The sequence below is a fragment of the Streptomyces geranii genome (genome assembly GCF_002954775.1).
GTDB lineage: Bacteria > Actinomycetota > Actinomycetes > Streptomycetales > Streptomycetaceae > Streptomyces > Streptomyces geranii.
Genome location: NZ_PJME01000036.1, coordinates 1 through 20,520, shown reverse-complemented (window position 1 = coordinate 20,520; position 20,520 = coordinate 1). Strand labels below are relative to the sequence as shown.

Annotated in this window: 22 protein-coding genes and 1 pseudogene; 22 read left to right on the top strand and 1 reads right to left on the bottom strand. The window is 69.5% G+C overall.

The window, feature by feature from the left end; genetic code table 11:
* Position 1: 1 nt before the first annotated feature.
* The 10 genes from CW359_RS31665 to CW359_RS31620 all read left to right on the top strand — a co-directional run bounded on the left by CW359_RS31665 (position 2) and on the right by CW359_RS31620 (position 7,375).
* On the top strand, positions 2-694 hold the full coding sequence (locus CW359_RS31665) for a GGDEF domain-containing protein (RefSeq protein ID WP_105973630.1): 693 nt from the start codon (positions 2-4) through the stop codon (positions 692-694).
* The gene (locus tag CW359_RS31660) at positions 691-1,329 is read left to right on the top strand and encodes an ASCH domain-containing protein (RefSeq protein ID WP_105973629.1); all 639 of its coding nucleotides are present in this window, start codon (positions 691-693) and stop codon (positions 1,327-1,329) included. The genes CW359_RS31665 and CW359_RS31660 overlap by 4 nt, the downstream gene beginning before the upstream one ends.
* Positions 1,329-2,309 (top strand): Lsr2 family DNA-binding protein, encoded by a 981-nt coding sequence (locus CW359_RS31655; protein WP_105973628.1) that lies wholly within the window; start codon positions 1,329-1,331, stop codon positions 2,307-2,309. The genes CW359_RS31660 and CW359_RS31655 overlap by 1 nt, the downstream gene beginning before the upstream one ends.
* 1 nt (position 2,310) lies before the next feature.
* Positions 2,311-3,078, top strand: a complete 768-nt coding sequence (locus CW359_RS31650; RefSeq protein WP_232838693.1) for a hypothetical protein — start codon at positions 2,311-2,313, stop codon at positions 3,076-3,078.
* 111 nt (positions 3,079-3,189) lie between these two features.
* Complete coding sequence (dnaN, locus tag CW359_RS31645; RefSeq protein WP_105973627.1) at positions 3,190-4,332, top strand: DNA polymerase III subunit beta; 1,143 nt, start codon at positions 3,190-3,192, stop codon at positions 4,330-4,332.
* 139 nt (positions 4,333-4,471) lie between these two features.
* On the top strand, positions 4,472-4,897 hold the full coding sequence (locus tag CW359_RS31640; protein ID WP_105973626.1) for a hypothetical protein: 426 nt from the start codon (positions 4,472-4,474) through the stop codon (positions 4,895-4,897).
* Entirely contained in the window at positions 4,890-5,891 is a 1,002-nt protein-coding gene (locus CW359_RS31635; protein WP_105973625.1) for a DUF5131 family protein, read from the top strand. Before CW359_RS31640 ends, CW359_RS31635 begins: the two co-directional genes overlap by 8 nt.
* Positions 5,888-6,136 carry a hypothetical protein gene (locus tag CW359_RS31630; protein ID WP_157968675.1) on the top strand — a complete coding sequence of 83 codons (249 nt, stop codon included), beginning with the start codon at positions 5,888-5,890 and terminating at the stop codon, positions 6,134-6,136. Before CW359_RS31635 ends, CW359_RS31630 begins: the two co-directional genes overlap by 4 nt.
* On the top strand, positions 6,133-6,531 hold the full coding sequence (locus tag CW359_RS31625) for a hypothetical protein (protein ID WP_105973623.1): 399 nt from the start codon (positions 6,133-6,135) through the stop codon (positions 6,529-6,531). Before CW359_RS31630 ends, CW359_RS31625 begins: the two co-directional genes overlap by 4 nt.
* A gap of 136 nt (positions 6,532-6,667) precedes the next feature.
* Entirely contained in the window at positions 6,668-7,375 is a 708-nt protein-coding gene (locus CW359_RS31620; protein WP_105973622.1) for a hypothetical protein, read from the top strand.
* Positions 7,376-7,466: 91 nt separating this feature from the next.
* Here the strand turns inward: CW359_RS31620 and CW359_RS31615 are convergent, their stop codons facing one another.
* Positions 7,467-8,282, bottom strand: a complete 816-nt coding sequence (locus CW359_RS31615) for a DUF6292 family protein (protein ID WP_105973621.1) — start codon at positions 8,280-8,282, stop codon at positions 7,467-7,469.
* Between the two features lie 306 nt (positions 8,283-8,588).
* Here CW359_RS31615 and CW359_RS31610 point away from each other — a divergent pair, with 306 nt between their 5' ends.
* From CW359_RS31610 to CW359_RS46770, 12 genes and pseudogenes are all read left to right on the top strand, one after another.
* Positions 8,589-9,857, top strand: a complete 1,269-nt coding sequence (locus CW359_RS31610) for a ParA family protein (RefSeq protein WP_105973620.1) — start codon at positions 8,589-8,591, stop codon at positions 9,855-9,857.
* Entirely contained in the window at positions 9,854-10,981 is a 1,128-nt protein-coding gene (locus CW359_RS31605) for a ParB/RepB/Spo0J family partition protein (RefSeq protein WP_105973619.1), read from the top strand. The genes CW359_RS31610 and CW359_RS31605 overlap by 4 nt, the downstream gene beginning before the upstream one ends.
* A gap of 604 nt (positions 10,982-11,585) precedes the next feature.
* The gene (mobF, locus tag CW359_RS31600; RefSeq protein WP_105973698.1) at positions 11,586-13,358 is read left to right on the top strand and encodes a MobF family relaxase; all 1,773 of its coding nucleotides are present in this window, start codon (positions 11,586-11,588) and stop codon (positions 13,356-13,358) included.
* Positions 13,355-13,675 carry a hypothetical protein gene (locus tag CW359_RS31595; RefSeq protein ID WP_105973618.1) on the top strand — a complete coding sequence of 107 codons (321 nt, stop codon included), beginning with the start codon at positions 13,355-13,357 and terminating at the stop codon, positions 13,673-13,675. Before mobF ends, CW359_RS31595 begins: the two co-directional genes overlap by 4 nt.
* Before the next feature lie 303 nt (positions 13,676-13,978).
* Positions 13,979-14,317 (top strand): hypothetical protein, encoded by a 339-nt coding sequence (locus tag CW359_RS31590; RefSeq protein ID WP_105973617.1) that lies wholly within the window; start codon positions 13,979-13,981, stop codon positions 14,315-14,317.
* On the top strand, positions 14,307-14,780 hold the full coding sequence (locus CW359_RS31585) for an RNA polymerase sigma factor (protein ID WP_105973616.1): 474 nt from the start codon (positions 14,307-14,309) through the stop codon (positions 14,778-14,780). The genes CW359_RS31590 and CW359_RS31585 overlap by 11 nt, the downstream gene beginning before the upstream one ends.
* The gene (locus CW359_RS31580; RefSeq protein ID WP_105973615.1) at positions 14,777-16,123 is read left to right on the top strand and encodes a hypothetical protein; all 1,347 of its coding nucleotides are present in this window, start codon (positions 14,777-14,779) and stop codon (positions 16,121-16,123) included. The genes CW359_RS31585 and CW359_RS31580 overlap by 4 nt, the downstream gene beginning before the upstream one ends.
* A gap of 149 nt (positions 16,124-16,272) precedes the next feature.
* On the top strand, positions 16,273-16,926 hold the full coding sequence (locus CW359_RS46775) for a hypothetical protein (protein ID WP_232838692.1): 654 nt from the start codon (positions 16,273-16,275) through the stop codon (positions 16,924-16,926).
* Between the two features lie 187 nt (positions 16,927-17,113).
* Positions 17,114-17,329, top strand: coding sequence for a hypothetical protein (locus CW359_RS31570; protein WP_105973614.1), 216 nt, complete (start codon positions 17,114-17,116; stop codon positions 17,327-17,329).
* A gap of 898 nt (positions 17,330-18,227) precedes the next feature.
* Complete coding sequence (locus CW359_RS31560) at positions 18,228-18,653, top strand: hypothetical protein (RefSeq protein ID WP_198655462.1); 426 nt, start codon at positions 18,228-18,230, stop codon at positions 18,651-18,653.
* Between the two features lie 208 nt (positions 18,654-18,861).
* Positions 18,862-19,941: a replication-relaxation family protein gene (locus tag CW359_RS31555; protein ID WP_105973613.1), complete on the top strand. Its 1,080-nt coding sequence runs from the start codon at positions 18,862-18,864 to the stop codon at positions 19,939-19,941.
* Positions 19,942-20,023: 82 nt separating this feature from the next.
* Positions 20,024-20,203 (top strand): annotated as a pseudogene (locus CW359_RS46770) (hypothetical protein); the annotation flags it as partial.
* Positions 20,204-20,520: the final 317 nt, after the last annotated feature.

Below are 20,520 nucleotides of genomic sequence, written 5' to 3'. Positions count from 1 at the left end.
TATGGGCTCAGCCCTGCACACACGGGCCCTGTTCGGGCAGCGCGCACTCATACTGACCACCGCCGCTGTGCCGTTGACCGGCTGGACCGTACACGCCATCGCGCTGCACCGACGCCTGGCGTCGGCCCGCCGCGACCCGCTCACCGGCCTGCACGCCCGCCCCGGCTACGTCCAGCACGCGACCCGCCGCCTGAACCGCCACGGCGACAAGGCGATGCTCGTGTTCCTCGACATGGCCGGCTTCAAGGCCGTCAACGACCGCCTCGGGCACGACACCGGCAACGCGCTGATCATCGCCGTCGCCGAACGCCTTCAGCAGTGGGTCGGCGACGACGGAATCGCCGCGCGCCTGCACGGTGACGAGCTCGCCGCCGTCCTCACCTGCCCCGCCGCCGACCGCGCCCGGCGCCTGGAGCAGCTGCACCACCTGCTCCACCAGAGCGTCGACGTCGACGGCCAGGCCGTCGACGTCGCGGTGTCCATCGGCGCGTCCAGCCCCAGCGACCTGAACTCCCGTGACTACACGTACGTGCTGCGCGGAGCCGAGGGCGCGATGTACGAGCACAAGCGGGAGCGCACCGGCCTGTACCGCATCGCCACCCCGAAGCACGCAGGCGAGCCGACCGTCAACGGCCGGCGCCTCGGGCGCACGGGAACCACCGCACACCCCCTCGCCTCGGAGGACCTGCGATGACGACCTTCTCCCCCGTCGCGGACACCACCCCGTACGCCCGGCTGTCCCGCGAAGCCATCCCCACCGGCGAGTACTTCCGCACCCGCACCCCGGCCGGGACGCTGCCGCTGACCCCCCAGCAACAGCGCACCAACTACGAGAAGCTCGCCGCGGTCTCCAGCCGGCCGCACACCGCGCCGGACCACGACCTCACCCCGATCCGGTGCATGACCATCCGGCCGCCCTGGTCGGACCTGATCGCCCTCGAGGACGACCAGGTCGCCAAGCGCATCGAGAACAGGGTGTGGACCACCCGCTGGCGCGGCACCCTGCTCATCCACGCCGGATCCGAAGTCGACCTCCAGGCCCTGACCCTGGATGCCGTACGGGAGACCCTGGACGGCTACGAGCTGGTGCGCGGTGCAGTGGTCGCCATCGCCGACCTCACCGGCATCCACGCCGACGACGGCGCGTGCACGCCCTGGTCCCAAGAGGGCTGCTTCCACTGGGAGCTCGCCCAGGTGCAGCGGCTGACCACACCCGTCCCGGCCCGCGGTGCCCAGCGCCTGTGGAAGCCCACCCAGAAGCTGCTGCGCGAGATCGCCTACACCAACCCGTACCTGTCCGGGCGGCTCGCCGCCGTGAAGGCGGCGTGATGGGCGGCAAGTTCACCGACTGGGCTGAAGCCCTCGACACCTCGGCTCTCACCCTGGAGCCGGAATCGGAAGACACCGCCGGCCACGACGCTGCCGTGTCCCGCCTCGTTGCGCGCAACGCCCGCGACAAGGACGACCTCGCCGACCTCCTGGACGCCATCGGGCTGCCGGGCACCGAGGACGACCTCGTGCCGCTGCTGGCGCTGCTTCCCTCCCCCACCGACCACCCCGCCACGGGAGACCCCATGACCACCTCCGCCCCGACCACCAACGCCTTCTTCGCCGTGGCGGTCTCGATGCTCAAAGAGGGCACCGACATCGCGACCGTCCTGGAGACCGTCGACCTGTCCGAGGCCGAACTCGCCGAAGCCCTCGCCCTCGCCGGACGACCCGACCCGGACACCCAGCCCGCCCCCGGCGACACCACACCCCCCAGCGCCGATGCCGACGGGGACGCGCCGGGCGCCACGCAGGAGGAAGCCGGACCGGCCGACGCCCCAGCGCCCACCGAGCCGGCCGACCCGGACAGCGTCGACGGCTTCGACAGTGACCCGGCCTGTGACCGGACCGAGGAACTGCTGGTCTGGGGCGAACAGCACGACGCCCGCAGCCGGCACCTCGCCGCCCAGGCCCGCGACGCGCTCGCCGAACTCGCCCGCCGACGCGGCAACGCCGCCGTCATCGACCAGGCCAAGGCCAAGGTCGCGGCGCTGGAGAACGAACTCGCCCGCGCGCGTGAGGAACTCCAGCAGGCCGTCGGCGGCGAGGACCTCACGGCCGTCGTACCGGCCGTGCCCGCCCTGGCCGTCGCACCGGCGCTGAAGAACGAGCCGGTCCGCCCCCGAGGTGACCGGGAGACGATCCGCCGGTGGGCCAAGGCCAACGGGCTGCGGGTCGCTGACCGCGGTGCCCTGTCCAACGACGTCGTCATCGCCTACAACGCCGTCCACAACGGCGCTGCGTTCGCGGAGGTGGGCTGAGATGGAGCACATACCGTTCGCTCTCACCGGCTACCTGGACCGCAGCGTCGTGTCCTGCACCCGCCCCGGTACGGCCTCCTGGCGGCTGACCTCATCCCCCGACGACTGCACCGAGGAACAAGAAGCGATCATCCCGTGCACCACCAGCGACCCGGCCCTCGCGGACAGGGTGCTCAGGTGCCAGACCGGTGACCTGCTGCGTGTCACCGGGCACCTCACCCTCCCCGACACCGCCGACGGCCACATCCGGCTGGACGTCGACGACCTCAAGGTCCTGTGGGAGGTGGCGCTGGAGCTGGAGCAGTCTCTGCCAGAAGAAGACGACGCTGAGCCGGACGCACCGGAGACCGCAGACCACGGCGGTCGGCCCGCGGCGGTCCAGGCCCTGGCCGAAGCGCTCGCCGCGCTCCCCCACCAGCACGGAGACCAGCCCGGGATACGCCTCGTCATCGGCCCCGTCGACGACAACGCCCTGGACGTCACCCACGGCCACATCATCGACATCACCACGGCCACCACCCACGAACTCGCCAGCGCGGTCACCGCGATGGCCGCCATGCTCGCCAGCCTGCCCCCGCAGACCGGTCCCAGCCTGGACCCGCTGACCATCGCCGAACTCACCGACTACTTCGACGCCCTGGATCTCACCGAACTGACCCGGGCCGTCCTTGATGAGACCCGGCCCGAGGACCGGCTCGCGGTCACCCGCGCCCTGGACGACCTGTTCGGCGACATCCCCGTCACCGGCATCGACGACAACGACCAGTAGACCGCCACCGCGCGGCCCATCAGCATCGACCGGCCCGGGCGGGCCGCCTCCACCTCGAGGCGGCCCGCCCGGCCCCTTTCACGCTCCCGCAGCCACGACGAAAAGGCCCTGATGAAGCTCACCATCGACACCGACAAGCTCGCCGACGCCGCCCAGTGGGCGCTGCGCGCCGTCCCCGGCAACCCGCCCATCCCGGTCATGGCCGGCATGCGCCTCGAAGCCGCCGACGACAACACCCTGACCCTGGCCGGGTACGACCACTACCGCTCCGCCCGCGCGGCTGAGGACTGCGAGGTGTGCGAGCCCGGCACGCTCCTGGTCCCCGGCCGCGTCTTCACCGACATCGTCAAGGCCTTCCCTAAGGGCAAGCCCACCACGCTGGCCCTGGACGGCACCGACCTCGCCCTGTCCTGCGGCACCGCGCACATCCTCCTGCCGACCCTGCCGCTGGAGGACTACCCGACCCTGCCGACGATCTCCGCCGCGAGCGGCACGGTCGACGGCCCCGCCCTGGCCGCAGCCGGCGCCGCAGTCGCGGTGGCCGCCTGCACCGACGAAACCATCGCGACCCTGACCGGTGTCCAGTTCGGCCTCGGCGACACCACGCTCACGCTGTCGGCGACCGACCGGTACTCGTTCCACGTCGCCGACATGCCCTGGACCCCCAACCCGGGCGCCAAGGGCAAGGGCAAGAACAAACCTCGCGTCGCGGGCAACGTGCTCGTACCGGCCGATGCCGTGCGCGACGCCGCCCGCATCCTCGCCGACACCGACACGGCACAACTCACCATCACCGAGTCCCAGTTCGCCATCAGCGTCCCCGGCCGGTGGGCCACCAGCAGCCTCATCGAAGGCGAACTCCCCAAGTACGCAGCCCTGTTCCCCACCGAGTTCGAGTCCGTCGCCACCACCGGCACCGAAGCCCTGATCGACGCCATCAAGCACATCCAGCCGCTGCTGGGCAAAGCCGACCCGATGGTCCTCGAAGTCACCGACGGACAGATCACCGTGCGCGCCGGAACCGACGACAAGGGCCGCGGCCGCGACCAGGTCCACGCCGACCTCGAAGGCGAACCGCTCACCATCGCCTTCAACCCCGGCCTGCTCCTCAAGACCCTCCAGCAGATCGGCGGGCCCGTCACACAGTTCAACTTCACCACCGCGACCAAGCCCGCCCTCGTCCACGGCGTCGACCAGGCCGACGTCTTCCGGGGCCTGGTCATGCCGATCCGCCTCACCAGCATCAGCGGCTGAACCACCCCGCCCGGGCCACGGGCGCCACCCTGCCTGCGGGGCGGCCGTCGACACCGCTCCGGCCGCCCCGCAGCACCACACGACCAGCCCATCACCTCTCCAGCACGTCAGAACCCACATCCCAGAGACGAGGAATCGCATGACTGCCCGCGCATTCTGGAAGACCGTCCACCGCCTCACCGCCCTCGGCACCGACGGATACGCACGCGAACAGAAGGCCGCACACCGTCCGAAGATCGTCGTGCTGTGCGGATCCACCAGGTACTGGGAGCAGTTCCAAGAGGCCAACCTGTACGAGACCGCGGCCGGCCGGATCGTCCTCGCGCCCGGCTGCAACCTCAAGCAGCCCCACCCCCTTTGGTCCGACCCCGCCCAGACCGACCGCCTCAAACAGGTCCTGGACGACCTGCACCTGCGGAAGATCGACCTCGCCGACGACGTCCTCGTGGTCAACCCCGGCGGCTACATCGGCGAGAGCACCCGCCGCGAGATCGAATACGCCCGCAGCCTCGGCAAGCCCATCCGCTACACCCACCCCGTGGACGGAGGGGACGGCCGTGGCTGACAGCACGTCGATCGAATGGACCGACAGCACCTGGAACCCGGTCACCGGCTGTACGAAGATCTCCGACGGCTGCACGAACTGCTACGCGGAAACCTTCGCCGAACGGTGGCGCGGCACCGCCGGCCACCACTTCGAGAACGGCTTCGACATCACGCTGCGGCCGGACCGGCTGCGGCTGCCGATGACGTGGCGCACCCCGCGCCGCGTCTTCCTCGACAGCATGTCCGACCTGTTCCACACCGACATCCCCGACCACTACATCGCCCAGGTGTTCGCCGTCATGGCGCTCACCCCGCAGCACACCTACCAGGTCCTCACGAAGCGGCACGGCCGCATGAAGACGCTGCTGTCTGGCCCGGCGTTCTGGCATCTCGTGGCGGAGCAGGGCCGGGAGCACCTCTCCGGCTGTCAGCAGGACTGGCTCGCTGTCGGCGCGATGCTGGGCGGACAGCCGCTGCCCAACGTGTGGCTGGGCGTCTCGGTCGAAGACCAGAAGTGGGCCGACATCCGCATCCCGGCCCTGCTGGGCACCCCGGCCGCCGTACGGTTCCTCTCCTGCGAACCCCTGCTGGGACCCGTCAACCTCAAACGGGCCGTCATCACCATGGGCAGCGAACGCGGTCACGGTCTCACCACCTCCTACGTCCACGCCGCCGGATGCTGCGAGAACGGCCTCCACGGCATCGACTGGGTCATCGCGGGAGGAGAGAGCGGGCCCCGGGCCCGCCCCATGCACCCACAGTGGGCCCGCCACCTGCGTGATCAGTGCGCATGGGCCGGAGTGCCGTTCTTCCTCAAACAGTGGGGGCAGTTCGCACCCGAGGACCACGGACACGACCACGGACGCCTCGCCCTCATCGACACCCAGGGCCGGAACTGGACGGAGCGGGAAGCACCCGCCCCGCACGACGCGGTCCGCATGCGCCGCGTGGGCAAGACCCAGGCCGGACGACTCCTGGACGGCCGCCACCACGACGCCATCCCGGCCCGGTGAGCGGCATGACCGGCCGGGTGTACCTCGAGCGCGGCCAGCCCGTCACCGTGCTCATCGCGTACTGCGCCCGCCGTGTTCCCGACGTCACCGGCGACTGGCTGCACTTCCAGTGGCCCGGTCGGCGACCCGCCGCCGGGCCGCGCAACGTGGCGATCCGCCGTGCTGACGGATCGATCGTCGTCAGGCCGTTCCGAGGCCTCACCCGCAGCGCTCCGACCGACAGCCCCCACCCGAGGAACCCATGACCATCCCCCACCCGAGCCCTCACACCTTGGCCTCCAAGGCGGCCGACGCCCTGCTCGCCGCGCACCCCGACCTCCCCGCCACGTCGGTGGACGTCGCGCATGTGCGCGGCCTCGGACCGGCCGCCCTGATCCAGGTCGAGGACAAGCCCGCCCTGCGGTCCTGGGCGCAGGCCCTGAACACCACCGCACGCACCACGGGCGCCAGCGGCTACGGCACCACCGAGCCCCACCAGCAGACCGGCCTGCCCGAGTGGCTGTGGTGGCGGATGACGTTCATCGACACGACCGTCGACCAGACGCCCATCCGGCTGTGGACGCTCGAAGCCACCGACCAGCCCCGCGCCCTGGCCGCCTTCCTCGCCTCCACCGCACACACAGCCACCACCACCAAGTAGCAGCCATCACCGGAGCGCCGTGCCCGCCACCATGCGGGCACGGAACCACCCCGCCCCAACCTGCGGGCCAGCCGTCGATACCTCTCCGGCCGCCTCGCAGCACCGCCAGCACCAACACCCTCACGAAGGGCCCTTCATGACCGACCACACCACTCAACTCGCCCGGCTCCGCTTACGGATGCTGGGCAGCGCCTACTGCAACGCCGACTTCTGGACCCGCCGCAACGCCTACCTCACCGACCAGGCCGTCGCCGCGCTCGCCCGCCGAGACCCCGCCGCAGCCGAGAACCTTGCCGCGCAGCTGCTCAACCCCGAGTACATCCATGACACCCAGATCCTGGGCGCGGCCGTGGAGGCCGGTATCGACACCACCACCTGGGAGGAGCGGCGCAAGAAGACCCAGGCGCACGCCCGGGACGCCGACCAGGTTCCGCCGCGCTTCGACCCGGACACCGAGGCTCACCGGCTGTGGGCCTCCCTTTACAGCCACTACCCCCAGACCGCGGCCGCGCTCGCGGACTACCTCGCCGACCTGCCCGACACCTGGCGGGACGACCTGTTCACCCGCGACAACAGCCTTACCCGCCTGCCACCCGAGGCACGTCCCGGCCCGGAAACCGCACCGTACGACGACCGGTCCTGGGAGGACTGCGAGGCCTGCGCCGAATGTCAGGACTCCTGCCGCTTCCACAAGGGGGTCTTCGTCGGCATGGAGTACCAGAGTGACCTGGTCAAGACGCTCCTGACCGATCCCATCGCCCAGGAACACCTCCAGCAGCGCCACGCCGAAGTAGGGCTGCTGGAAGCACGGAAGAAGGCGGCCGAGACGAACACGGTCGGATAGACGGCGGGTGCGCGCAAAGAGGCCTTGTCCCACCCGGAACTCCGGGTGGGACAAGGCCTCTTTGTGTTTCCAGGGGCATCCCCGGGCGGCGCTACTCCTCTTCCAGTTCCTTCCTGCTTCGGTATTCCTCGATCGCCCGCTGTACCTCCTGGGCATGCTCCAGAGCTTGCTGGTGCGCCTGCACGCTGCCGTAGTCGCGCCCGATCCGCTGGGTGAGGTCGGCAGCGACGGGGGCCACGAAGTCCTCCGGGCCTCTCGTGGTGGAGTCGGCTGCTTCGGCGTAGTCCAGCAAGTGGAGCACGGCCTGCAACTCGCTGCGCCGGATCGGCAGATCGACGATCGCGTCTTCCCCGGACACCAGGGCATCGATCACGCGCTGCCGGTACGCCTGGCCCTGCAACGACCTGAAGCGGTACTCGTAGTCGTGCTCGCGGAGCTCGTCTTCGGGGGCGAATGCCTCCAGCCGTTTCAACAGCTCGGGGAGGTTCTCCCGAGGGGTGCGGTAGAAGGGCCGCTCGGCACTGCCGGCACTGCGGGCGTCCAACTGCGCGGAGGAGACGAACGCGGCCACCCGCTCGGGGGAAGGCAGCAGTCCCGCGCCAAGCCAGCGCGCTCCGCCATACAGCCCGCCACCGCTGTTCGGGATGAGGAAGAGGCACCAGCCCGATGCGCCTGCCCAGTGGAGTCCTGCCTCGCCACCAGGAAAGACACTCTGCTGGAACGCGGAACCGAAGTCGATTCCCCCTTCGACGTCGTCGCTCTCCTGCTGAGTCGTGTCGTCGTAGTGGCCGTACGCGTGAATGGACTTCACCGGAAGCCCCTCGGCTAAGAGCTTCACGGCAACGGCCGTCACGTAGTGGCCGATCGCGGACTCAAGGTCGTCCACAAGATTCGAGTCGAGTGTCATCCGATCCCCTTTGCTGGGACACCGCCGTGATCACACTGTGCCGCCAACACTCCCTGCAGGCAGGTGGATAGGCGGACTTTCTGGCGGACTTTCCGGGGATCCTGCTCTACGCCACGCCCTGATCCGACTGCGGCCTCCCGAGGCGACCGCTGCACATCGGCCAGGCAACCGAGACGCGCTGGCGTCACAGCTATTACGGCGTAATAGGTCGCGGTCTCCCCCGCGGAGAGACTGACGCCTCAACAAGTTCCCATAACTAACGTGTTGATGCGACTAAGGATCATGGACGTTAGTAAGGTGTCCTCCATGAGTTCTCCAGCCACCTCCGGCGACCGCGAGAAGGTCGTCTCCAAGCTGCCGGGATGGCTCCGGCAGAACCTCAAAGTCAGGGCCGCCCAACACGGCATCGAGATCCAGGTCGCCGTTGAACTGGGCATCACCGACTGGTGCAACCTGGCCGCCACGCCCGCAACCATCGACACCGCGGGCGCGGACTCCTTCTCCACCTTCCTGCCTGACGGCCAGTGGGACACATTCCGCAGCGTCGCCGCAGACCGGAACGTCTCCCTCATCCAAGGCTTGGCCCAGGCCGTCCAGCTGTGGCTCGACGCCAACCCCGCCCCGCACGTCGCGCGCCCGGCGATCACCCGACGCATGGTCGTCTGCAACCAGAAGGGCGGTGTCGGAAAGACAGCCATCACCGCCGGCACCGGCGAAGCACTGGCCGAAGACCCCAACACCCTGCACGCGGTACGGGTCGCCAAGGCGCTCACCAAGGCTCTCCGCGCGAGCGAAACCCGAGCCGATGAATCCATGCCGAGTGGAGACGACCCTCTCGACATCGAGAATCTCCCGGGCCCCGGATTGCGAGTGCTGCTTGTCGACTTCGACCCGCAGTGTCACCTCACCAACCAGCTGGGCGCAGTACCCCTGCCGATGAACGGGGACAGCCTCACCAACCACATGGCAGGCGATCCCAAGGGAGACCTCCGCGACCTCATCGTCTCCATCGACGACGAAAATTTCGGCGGCCGACTCCACCTCCTGCCCGCCTGCAACGACGCATTCCTGCTCGACGTGCGCCTCTCCGCCGTGCGAGCCCGTGAAGCCGCCCTGGAACGCGCTCTCGCGCCGCTCGAGGCCGACTACGACGTCATCCTTGTCGACTGCCCTCCCAGCCTTGGCCTCAGCATGGACGCTGCCGCCTACTACGGACGCCGCCGTGACGGCGAAAAGCCCGGCCAGTCCGGCGCCCTGATCGTTGTCCAGGCCGAAGACAGCTCCGCCGACGCCTACGGACTCCTCACCAACCAGATCGACGACCTGCGCGGCGACCTCCAGATCGACATCGACTACCTGGGTATCGTCGTCAACCTCTACGACGGCCGCCGCGGCTACATCGCCACCTCATCCCTTCAGGGCTGGGTCGACATAAAGGATCCACGGGTCGTCGGACTCATCGGAGACCTCAAGGAACAGAAGGAGGCCGTGCGGATGAAGCAGCCCCTGCTGTCCTACGCCCCCAAATCACAGCAGGCGATCGGCATGCGCGCACTTGCACGGGAGATCTCATGAGCAAGGCCGATCAGCTCGGTGCTGGCCGCTTCGGCGGCCAGAGCCAGGCCCTCAGCGCGCGCCGCCAGGCAGTCGCCGCAGCCACCGGCGTGCCCACCGAAGGCGTCGCCGCGCCGACCGAACTCCCGGTCCACCGCATCAGCCTCAACCCTGACAACCCCCGCTCCGTCCTCGGGGACCTCACCGACCTCGCAGGCAGCCTGACGACCCACGGCCAGAAGCAGGCAATCACAGTCATGAACCGTGACGCCTACATCAAGGCCAACCCGGAGCGCGAGGGCGACCTCGAACCCGACACCACCCACGTCGTCGTCGACGGCAGCAGCCGCCTTGCCGCCGCCCGCGAAGCACAGCTCGACACCGTCAAGATCATGGTCAGCGACGACCAGGGCACTACTTCCGAGGAACTTCTCGAATCCGCCCTCGTTGCCAACATCCACCGCCAAGACCTCGAAGAGCTCGACGAAGCCCGAGCTCTCCAACGCCTCTTGGCGATCCACGGCAGCCAGACCGCTCTGGCCAAGCGGCTCCACCGCTCCCAGGGGTGGGTCTCACAACGCCTCGCTCTGCTCAATCTCACACCCGAACTCCAGGCCAGGATCGGCGAAGAGCCCATCGACCTGTTGCGAGCCGTGGGAAACAAGCCGGCGGCAGAACAGGAGACAGTGCTCAGAGACCTGAAGGATGAACGAGCCCGCAAGGAAGCACTGAAGAAGGAGCGCGGCCCAAGGAAGCCGGGAAGAAGCACTGAGTCTGCGGCTCGGGAGAGCGTGAACTCCGATGACTATTACGACGTAATAGGAGACGACGAGCCGAACGGCCCACCATCGAGTGAGCAGACAGGGCAGACCGCTGACAACCGAGCACTCGCGCAGGCGGTACCGGAGCCCCGGGCAGACTCCTCGGCACCGGCCGCCGCTGAGAACAGTGCCGATAAGGAACGGCCGGTCCGCAGGCTGCCGTACGACGAGCCCGGCTCCCTCGCGATGCTCCTGGACTCGAAGATGGCGGACGACGCCTTCTTCGACCTGATCCGGTTCTTGAGTATCAAGGGACTGGAACGCGACCCCGCCCGACTGGTTGAGCTCGTGCAGCCCTTCGCCGAGCAGGCCGCCACCAAGTAACTGCACGAACGCGCTGCGGGGCTGGTCTTCAGAGAGGGGGACCGGCCCCGTCGCGGTCACCGACCTTCGACTACCCCTCACTCCAGCCGGACTCCCGTAGGGCGACCCGAGTACCAAGCCATGGAAGCGGGCGTTCTTTAACGGTGATTCGAGGGTAGCTGCGGGCCTTGTTGGTGCTTGCCGAGGGGTCTCCTGCGAATGGACACGGCCCGGTCAGGTCTCGTAGAAGGTGCACATCGAGTCGGCCTGCTGCTGTGACCGGGTGGCCTCGCAGCCGGTACAGCGGTACGTGGGTGTGCACTGGTTGACGGTGAGTCGGCTGCTTGTGGGTGGCTGCTCTGTCCCGCAGTATTCGCACGAGGCCGGTAGGCGTCCCCGTAGCGGGCTCGCATCACCTCGTTCCGGCGACCGGGGACCGTCCGCGGCTGACGTGGCGGCCCGCCTGACGGGCTCTACGGAAAAGATTTGGTGATGGCCTCCCGCCCGGCGGGAAGCACCCGGGATCACGCTTTCCCGCAGGTCACGGGCGGGTTTCCATGACCGGGTGACAATCAGCGAAGCGAAGATCGGCCCGGGCGGGTGGCCGTACTACTGCAACGGCGTGATGGTCGGCGACGGCCACCGCCCGGCGGGCAAGCCGCTGCGCGACGCCCAGGACGAAGCGGGTGTCCCGCCCGGGATCTGGAAGGGCCAGGGTCTGGCCGCGCTAGGTCTCGCGGCCGGGGACGTGGTGACCGAGCGGCAGGCCGAACTGCTCCTGGGGGAGGGCCGGCACCCGGACGCCGACCGGATCGAGCGCGAGCTCCTGGACGCGGGCAAGAGCCCGGCGCAGGCGCGGCGGGCGACGGTGCTGGGCAGGCCCATCGAGCACAACAAGTCGCCGGAGACCGAGAACGCGAAGGAACGGTCGCCCTGGCTGGCCATGGATCTGACGTTCCGGGCGCCGTCGACCGCTCAGATCGCGTGGGCGCTGATGGACGACGCCACCCGCCGGGTGCTGGAGCTGTGCGAGGACATCGCCCGGGACAAGACGCTGGCGTGGGTGGAGAAGGCGGTCGCGGAGATCCGCTGGGGGAGCGGCGGCAAGCACCGCCGCCCGGTGAAGGACGGGCTGATCGTCGCGGTGTTCCGGCACTACGAGTCCAGAGCCGCAAAACCGTTGCTTCACGATCATGCGGTGATTTCCATCCGTGCCCAGCGCCCGGACGGCAAGGGGACGTGGGGCAACTTCTCCGCGGACTCGATGCTGGAGCACATCGTCGCGGCCGACACTCTCTTCACCCTCTACTTCATGGAGGAGGTGTCCGCCCGGCTCGGGTGGGCGTGGGAGCCGCGCGAGGTGACGCCCGGCAGGAGGCCGGTCCTTGAGATCGCAGGGATCGACCAGCGGCTCATCGGCTGGCAGTCGACCCGCCGTCAGCAGATCGCGGACGCGCTGCCCATCCTCATCGCCGACTACGAAGAGACGCACGGGCACCCGCCGGGGGAGCGGGTCGCCAAAGCGCTGGACCGGCAGGCCGCCGACCGGACCCGCCCACCGAAGCGCAAGGTGCCGCGGTCGCTGTCCGAGCTGCGCGACGGCTGGCGGCAGTCGGCGATCCGGGCGTTCGGCGCCTGCACGGTGTACCGGCTGGCGGAGCGGGTGCGGGCGGCGGCCGTGGCGGTGTGGGCGCGGGTGCGGCCGGTGGTCGACATCGCGCTGGCGGCCGTGGACATCACCGCCGTGGTGTACGTGATGCGCGGCGCGTTCAAGCGCCATCACCTGCTCGCCGAAGCCCGGCGCCACCTCGCCCACATCCTGCGCGGCCGGCCCCACGAGCCCGGCCTGGACGAACACATCGTGCAGACGGCCGTCGACGACTACACCCGCCCGGCCGGTCAGACGATGATGACCGCCGATCTGCGCGCCCTGTACCCGAACGACTTCGAGGACCAGGCCGTGATCCGCCCGCTGACCCGCGCCCGGTCGGCGTCCCGCTACGACAAGGCCCGCCTCGCCGCCGGCGCCCTGACCGCCCGCGTGAACGCGGTGCGCCGCTCGCACCGGCTCGGCTCCCGCTCCCTGCCGCACACCGTCGCCGTGGCCGCCGGAGCTCCGCTGCGCTCGATGCGGGACCGGGGAGAAGCCCGTGCCCAACGCGCTATCCGCAAGGAGGTCCGGGACCAGGAGCAGATGACCGACCTCGCCACGATGGAGGAGAGCCGCCGGGTGATCGAGGCCGTCGCTGCCCAGATGGCCGCCAAGCTCCGGGACGGCATGCGGGAACGCGCCGCCGCCCACGGACCCCGCCTGCAGCCCGCCCCAGCGCCCCACACTCAGCAACCCGGAGTCCAGCCCGGCCCGGGCCCGGACACACCCACTGGAGGAGTCAGATGACCATTCCGCCCGACGATCCGAGGATCGAGGCCGTCCTCTCCCTCGTACGGCAGGGCGCCGAAGAGCGTGCTGCCGTGCCCGGGCCGACGCCCTGGCAGCCGGTCTGGAAGAGGCTCCGCAAGCCGCTGACGAAGGCGGAGCAGAAGCGGCGGCTACGCCTGCAGCGCCAGCGGCTCCAGCAGGCGGGGCACCGGCGCTTCTTCGCCGGGCAGTCCCGTCGGCCACGCTCAAGAAGGAACCGCGTCGGCAGCGCGGCTGGTCGCCGCGACGCGCGCGCCTTGTCCCGGCTGCGGCACTCCAATGCCTGGCTGTGGTGACGATGCCCGGCATCCGATGTTCGACGGGCGGCGCTCCGGTCTCGTGGACCGGGGCGCCGCCTGTTGTCACTTGGAATACCGGGCATCGTCCGGTGCGCACCCGCGCGATGAACCGCATGGAACGGATCACCGGCGACTCGATGGCCGTTCCGGCGAATTGATGCCTCGCCGCACCGAAGCAACGTTTGTACGCGGCACCAGGCGAAGGCTGCCATGGCATGTGGGGTCTGCGGTGGATGCGCCGAGGCGCCTGGTGATGCAGGTCACATTTCATGTTGGGGTGGAGTACGGGCTCTGAGAGGCATGACTGACAACAGCGAAGGCGACGTGCCGGAGACGGCGGTTGGTGAGGACGCCGTGCCAGCCTCCAGCGGCATGGGCCCGCCCGGTTGTGTCCAGACCGGGCCTGAGAGCGGGCCGTCGGTGCCCGTCGGCGGGGGGCAGAACGAGGTGGCGGGTCTTGTCCTGCTCATCAACACGGTGCTGGGCGGCCTGGGTACGCTCTACGTGACCACCAAGTCCGTGGAGATCACGCTCTGTTCGGCACTGCTGGTGCTGGTGATCACCCTTGTGGTTCTCGTCGTGAGGCGGGTGACCGGGCCCGGGGGCCGGCCAGAGCGGGAGGGCCAGGGTGCGAGGTGAGGAAGACGAGTATGAAGCCTTCTTCCGGGAGCAGTATCCGCGGGTGCTGGCTTTGCTGATCGCCTTTTACAGGTTTGCGCCGGAGACCGCCAAGGACGCCGCCTCCGACGCCATGATCAAGCTGTACCTGAACTGGTCCAAGGTGAGGACGCCGCGAGCCTGGGTGCGCACGGTTGCATTGCGCTCGGCACGCCGCATGGTGAACCGGCGTTACGTGCAGCTGGACACCGAGGTGGAGGTCGCCGACGGCGACCTCGCCGCAGTGGAGCTGGCCATGATGGCCGGCGCCGCCATTACAGCGTTGCCGCCGCGCCAGCAAGAAGTCATGAGGTTGACACTCGTCGACTTGACGCCCACGGAGATCGCGGATGTCCTCGGCTGCACAGCCGAGCAGGCCCGCGGCAATCTCGCCTGCGCCCGCCGCACCCTGCGGCGGGTGCTGCGAACGGAGGAGGAGGCATGAGCACTGACCCCACCCAGGGCATCGAGACGGACGACCGCGATGAAACCTATGCGCGGCTCGTTGCACGCTACTCCGCCCCTGAGACTGTCAGTGACGCGCTGGAACAGGTCAAGGCGCGGGCACGGCGTCGGCAGGCAGCCAGGGACCTCGTCACCCGTGCGCAGGGCGGACTGCTTCACCACCGCACGGTGCGGGAGATCGCCCGCTTCTTCCGCGATGCCGACCGTGGACGTGTCGAGCTGTGGCAGGTGGCGGAGAGCACCGGCATTCCGCTTGACGACGGCCTCCAGGTTCTGCGCGAGTTTGTCGACGCCGGCCTACTGAACCAGTACAAGGAGGGGGTGGGCCGGGACGTGTGCCGTACCTTTGAGCTCGCCGACGGCGCCAGGGGCGGCATGACCGACGTGTTCGTCGAGGCTGAGGCCGCTGCTCAGCGCGAGGAGCACAGCGGCCAGGAATGGCCCCGGGCGACCGAGCGGGAGAAGAAGGTGGAGAAGTACTTCCATCCCACTCCGGAACGGAGCTTCGACCAGATTGCCACAGCACTGCTTGCGTTCGGCGGTATTGCGGTGCTGGTCGGGCTGATTGCCCTGAACAGCAACGCGTTGGTCGGAGTGCTGCTGATGGCGGGCGGTATCTGGGCCGCAGTGAAGGGCGGCCTGAAGAAGAAGCAGTACAAGGATGCCTATGAGAGGGCGGAGCCCAAGCCGTCCGATCGTGAGATGGACCGGCTCCTCGCTCAGGATCTGAAGGTCATCGAGGACCGTGCGATGCGCCGCCTGGGCATTACTGCGGACCATCTGGAGATCGGCGCCCAGTCCTGGGACCCGGTCGCGGCCCTGCTCGGTACGAGCCCGTCCGAGCGTCCGGAGAAAAGGCCGCTGGTGCTGTACGGGCCGAATCTCAGCGGGTTCGGAATCGGCGACGACGGGGTGTGGCGGTTCCAGGAGTACGAAGTCCTGGTCCTCTGTCCCACCCTGCACCACCTCGCGCTCTTCCACTGCTCGCTGGACTTCCTGTCGGGTGGACTGTCCAAGGAGGACACGGAGGAGTACCAGTACAACCACGTGGTCGCCGTCTCGACCAGGACCACACCCGCTCCCGCCGACATCTCCCTGGAGCAGCTGAACACCCGTACGCCCGACGACGACTCGGTCCACTTCAGCAAGGTCCAGCGGCGTCGGCTGGAGGTCAGCGTGTCGAACGGCCAGTCCATGGGTGTCACGGTCGGCATCTCCGACGAGGACGACAGCACGAAGCGGGCCAGGCTGCAGTCGAGCGGCATCGACGAGGTCATCGGGTCCATCCGGCGCGTACTGCGCGACCGTTCGCAGCGAACGTGAACGGTGGTGTTCGGAATTCCGGGATTTGTATCCTGCCGAATTGCCCATGGACCACATAGGTGAGAAGCCCCGGACGATGAGTCCGGGGCTGCGTCGGGGGTGTCACGAAGGGCGGTTGGCCGCTGGAAGTCTGCCGCCGGGCTGCTGGTGTGGCGATCCGGGCCCGGGTGGGCCCGCATGTGGACACCGCGCTCGCCGCCGTCGACGTTGCCGCGATCGTCTTCACCGTGCGCCGCTCCTTCGCCCGCCGCCACGTCCTGGCCGAAGCCCGCCGACACCTCCTGGAGACCCTGCGCGGCCGCGCATTCGAGCCGGGCCTGGACGACTCCATCGCCGATCTGGCCCTGACCCGCCACTCCCGTCAGCTCACCGTTCCCCAGAAGGGCCGGAGGGCCCCGTCGCCGGACCAGCTGTCTTACACGGCCGACTTCGCCTGGCCCCACCGGTGGTGGATCGCCGGGACCGACGGCGAACCGCCCAGGGAGTCGAGCAGGTACGAGCGGGCCAGGGTCGCCAGCCTCGCCCCGACACAGTGGGCCGCGGCCGTCCAGGCCCACCAGCAGGCCGCGATGCCCGAGCTGCTGGAGGGCCGAACGACCGACCCGGCGACATGGATGCACACGCCGAAGAACCTCGCCCGGCTCGCCGCCCTCAAGCTCGAGACCGACGCCCGTGGACGCGCCGTCGCCGCACATCAGCTCAAGCACTCCGAGCAGCCGGCCACGGACGCGGCCGGTCCCGTCGACCAGCAGCAGCACCAGAACCGCAACTCGCAGGGGAGAGGGGGCGGCCTCGAGCGCTGACGGGGGCCAGACCGGCCAACACATGGAGGTGCAGTGCGTTGCCGACGTGCTGGTGCTGGTCAAGACCCGAAATCCGGTCGGGGAAAAGCGTTTTGCCGCCAACGAGCAGTAATCGACCCACCGCACGGAGTGGTTCGGGGTTACTTGTGGGCTGGGACGTTCGGGTCTGACGGGGAGGGCTGGCCGGATGGTTCTGACGATCAATGTGGCGGTGCTGCTGGCGGTCATCATCGTCATGCGGCTGCGGCGGCGTACGCAGGCCCGCAGCCGGAACGACGAGCAGCTGACCGTGCTCATCGTGCTGGTCTTCGGCGTGCTGATCGCCCCCACAGCGTTCGGCCAGACCATCTTCGACGTCGTCGGCCAACTCACGCAGGGCGTCACGCAGTCGGGCAGCCCCTGAACTCTGTGAACCCTGCCCGTCCAGCGGCACCGTCCCTGCCCGCCCTGCGGGACGGGGGACGAAGTCGCCGGGCCAGATGCCGGGACGCGGCCGGAGGGCGGGCTCCAGAGTCGGCGGGCGGCGGCGAGGGTACGGGGAGAGACCAGCCGAAGCCTGGAGGCCCCGATGGTTGATCCGATCCCGCCGCTCTCCCTGGAGCGTCTGGCGAGACTGAAGGAGCTCACCGACGCGTCCCGGCTGCGGGTGGCGCTGTAGCCGCCTCCGAAGCTGCCGCCGTGCCGTCGCCGTACCCGGCAGTTCCCCAGCGGCAAGCCGAACCCGCTGTGGCAGCCCGTGCACCACCGCAGACATCGCCGGGGATGAACCGAACGACGCCGCACCGGTGCGCCCCGGCGGTGCGCACCGCACCGCGATGTACGCACTCACGGTGACGGCGCGCAGGGATGGTGCGCTGGTGCGCACCCCTTGTCGAGATGCGCCGCACCGGATGCGCACCCCTTGTCGAGTTGGGAATCAACCCTTGTCGGGGCCGCAATCGGCGACGTTCTTCCTAGACCTCGTTCGCTACCGCCCGCATCGTCCTCTTATGTGTGCGCGATGCTGTGCACTGAGGGGAGAACTCTCCCGCCCTCACCCGCCCTTGGGTCCTACACGCTGAGTGAACCGGTGCGCGGCCCGCTCCACGATGCGCACCGCCCGGCGGGAGTGCACGGCATCGTGCGCACCGGGTGCGGGAGCCAACAGCACGAGGTGCGCACCATCCGGTGGGGGAGTGCGCTGCATCGTGCACAACTCATCGCGCCGCGCGCACCCGGTGCGCACCAGTGCCCCGCTGGCTCAGGAGGCCGGCGCGTGTGGCACACGGCCGTACGCGGCGCGGTGGTTCTATGCTCCGTCCGTGGGACAGACCCCGGCACAGAAGGCCGCCCAGGCGGCACGCGGCCAGCAGCCGAAGAAGAGGCCCGGCAAGGCGCAGCGCGAGGCGATCAAGCAGGCGCAGACCGCGAAGAAGGCGGGCGGCAGGATGCCGGCCGCGAAGAAGACCGCGGCGAAGAAGGCGGTGCCGCTGCCGCGCGGCTCGGTCCGGGCCGCCTACCCCGGCACCTGCCCGGCCTGCTTCAAGGACTACGACAAGGGCACGGTCATCACGAAGGTGGGGGAGACCTGGGGCCACCCGGTCTGTGCTCCCCGCCAGCTGTCGGCCGCGGAGCGGGAGTTCGCGCGGAACAAGGCCAGGATCGAGAGCGGCGAGGCGTTCCGTTCCCGCAAGCCCTCGGACTGGCGACGCGGCGCCTCGGTGTCCAGCACTCGCCCCGCCGGCTGAACTCCCACTGGACGGTGTGGCATTGGCCACGGACGAACCGTCCGGTCAAGGGGTGGTCAAGGGTCATAACGGACACCCGGGAGCGGTGGCCGTCAGGTCGCGGACAAGGCGTGCTTCCTCACGGTGGCTCCGGCCCGTACGCCTCGCGTGTGCGGGCCGGGCCTGTCACCGATCCGGCCGCGCGCGGCCGGAGAATCCCGAGGACACGATGACCACTGCACCCACCCCGCCGGCCCCGGCTGGCACCGCTGCGACGGCGAGCCCCGCTCCGAGCCCTGTAGTAAGCCCCGCTCCCAGCCCCGCAGCCCCAAGCCGCCGCCTGACGGTCGTTGCTGATCAGACCCCCGATTCACCCGCCACGGCCAGTTGCAACTCCTCTTCTCCCAGTACTGATGTACCTGGAGAAGCATCCCGGGCCCGGAAGGCGGCGGCGAAGGCCGGCGCGGAGATCCGTGGCGAAGTCCTGCTCACCCTCGCCCAGCTGCGCCTGGCCACACCCTGCCAGCTCAAGGCGCTGCTGTTGCCGCGTCAGCAGGGCACCGACCATGTCCGGCGGGCGCTGCGCAATCTGCTTGCCGAGTCCCCGGCCCTGGTCGGCCGGACCCACCGCAAACAGCAGAGCTACTGGTACTGCACCTCGGCCGGTCTCGCCGAAGCCGCCGAGTCCGGCGAACTCGCCGGGGCCGGCCGGACCACCGGGAAGCGCATCGCGGCCAGCAAGACGGGTCTTCGGGAGCACGGCCTCGCCCTGGTCGACGCCGTCGTCGCCTTCCACGAGGCGGAGGCGGCCCACTTCGCCGACTGGCAGGTGGAAGTCGCCCATCCCACTCCGGCCGGGAACCTGGTGCCCGACGGCGTGGTGCTCCTGGCCAACGGCACCAGTGCGTTTGTGGAGATCGACCGCACCATGTCCTATGCCCGCCTGGTCGCCAAGCTGGAGCGCTACGACGCCTACCGCAACGCGCCCGCGTCCGGGCGCGGGAACGCCGCCCGGGCCCCGCGCAGTCATTGGCAGGAGACCTACAGCGGGCCGTCCATGAACCGGCCCTTCCCGCCGGTGCTGTTCGTCTTCGCCCCGGCGCAGCGTCGCGCGGCCCCGGCAACGAGGGAGGCCGCCTTCCTCGAGCGAGCCCGCCAAGTTTCCAGCGTGGACTACCGGCTCACCGTGGCGACCACGACTCTGCCTCTGCTCACCCTGCACGGCGCCGACGGGCCGGTGTGGCGGGTCGTCGGCAAGGGCCGCGGTGAGGACCGCTGTTCTCTGGCCGCGCTGCCGAAGGCACGGTGAGCACGGTGAGTCCGGCCTTCACCCAGACCGGACCCACCTGCCCGCGCCTGTCGTTGTCAGTAGCGGCTGGGAGGCTGCTCGGATGAACGGAGATGAACAGCTGCTGCGCGGCCGGGTGTAGGGCTCGGACCACGACGACTGAGACCCCGGCCTGCTGCCGCACCAGACGTACGCTGCGCTCGTCGGCGGGCCGCTGGACGGACTGCTGCTGGACATCATGGGCTGGCGGACCGAGGAAATCGACGACGGCGTCGCCCTGTTGGCTGCGAAGCTCTCTCCGAGTGTCGTTTGTCGATGAGTCTGGATGTCAGTTGAGGGCCGACCAGCCGTCGAGTGTCGATGAGTTTGAGTGTCACTTGGGCGTGCGCGGAGGGATGCAGACCCGAGAGCGTGTCCGCGCGGTCGCGATCGCCAGCTCATCGCTTTGAGCGAACTCGTCGTGATAGTCAGAGCCAGTGATTGGTCGACTTCCCCTTGATGAGCAACTGGACGTCTTGCAGACGGTCCTCTCCCGCAACGAGATCTTGACGGATGTGCTGGCCAGAACTGCGACGCTCGACTTGCCCGGTTGGTATGTGA

Bases quoted from the DNA above. Each gene is read 5' to 3' on its own strand.
- CW359_RS31580 (WP_105973615.1), top strand. From the start codon at position 14,777: ATGAGCACTGACCCCACCCAGGGCATCGAGACGGACGACCGCGATGAA.
- CW359_RS31625 (WP_105973623.1), top strand. From the start codon at position 6,133: ATGACCATCCCCCACCCGAGCCCTCACACCTTGGCCTCCAAGGCGGCC.
- dnaN (WP_105973627.1), top strand. From the start codon at position 3,190: ATGAAGCTCACCATCGACACCGACAAGCTCGCCGACGCCGCCCAGTGG.
- CW359_RS31570 (WP_105973614.1), top strand. From the start codon at position 17,114: ATGGTTCTGACGATCAATGTGGCGGTGCTGCTGGCGGTCATCATCGTC.
- CW359_RS31590 (WP_105973617.1), top strand. From the start codon at position 13,979: ATGACTGACAACAGCGAAGGCGACGTGCCGGAGACGGCGGTTGGTGAG.
- CW359_RS31605 (WP_105973619.1), top strand. From the start codon at position 9,854: ATGAGCAAGGCCGATCAGCTCGGTGCTGGCCGCTTCGGCGGCCAGAGC.
- CW359_RS31660 (WP_105973629.1), top strand. From the start codon at position 691: ATGACGACCTTCTCCCCCGTCGCGGACACCACCCCGTACGCCCGGCTG.
- CW359_RS31615 (WP_105973621.1), bottom strand. From the start codon at position 8,282: ATGACACTCGACTCGAATCTTGTGGACGACCTTGAGTCCGCGATCGGC.
- mobF (WP_105973698.1), top strand. From the start codon at position 11,586: ATGGTCGGCGACGGCCACCGCCCGGCGGGCAAGCCGCTGCGCGACGCC.
- CW359_RS31655 (WP_105973628.1), top strand. From the start codon at position 1,329: ATGGGCGGCAAGTTCACCGACTGGGCTGAAGCCCTCGACACCTCGGCT.
- CW359_RS31610 (WP_105973620.1), top strand. From the start codon at position 8,589: ATGAGTTCTCCAGCCACCTCCGGCGACCGCGAGAAGGTCGTCTCCAAG.
- CW359_RS31555 (WP_105973613.1), top strand. From the start codon at position 18,862: ATGACCACTGCACCCACCCCGCCGGCCCCGGCTGGCACCGCTGCGACG.
- CW359_RS31620 (WP_105973622.1), top strand. From the start codon at position 6,668: ATGACCGACCACACCACTCAACTCGCCCGGCTCCGCTTACGGATGCTG.
- CW359_RS31665 (WP_105973630.1), top strand. From the start codon at position 2: ATGGGCTCAGCCCTGCACACACGGGCCCTGTTCGGGCAGCGCGCACTC.
- CW359_RS31595 (WP_105973618.1), top strand. From the start codon at position 13,355: ATGACCATTCCGCCCGACGATCCGAGGATCGAGGCCGTCCTCTCCCTC.
- CW359_RS31640 (WP_105973626.1), top strand. From the start codon at position 4,472: ATGACTGCCCGCGCATTCTGGAAGACCGTCCACCGCCTCACCGCCCTC.
- CW359_RS31650 (WP_232838693.1), top strand. From the start codon at position 2,311: ATGGAGCACATACCGTTCGCTCTCACCGGCTACCTGGACCGCAGCGTC.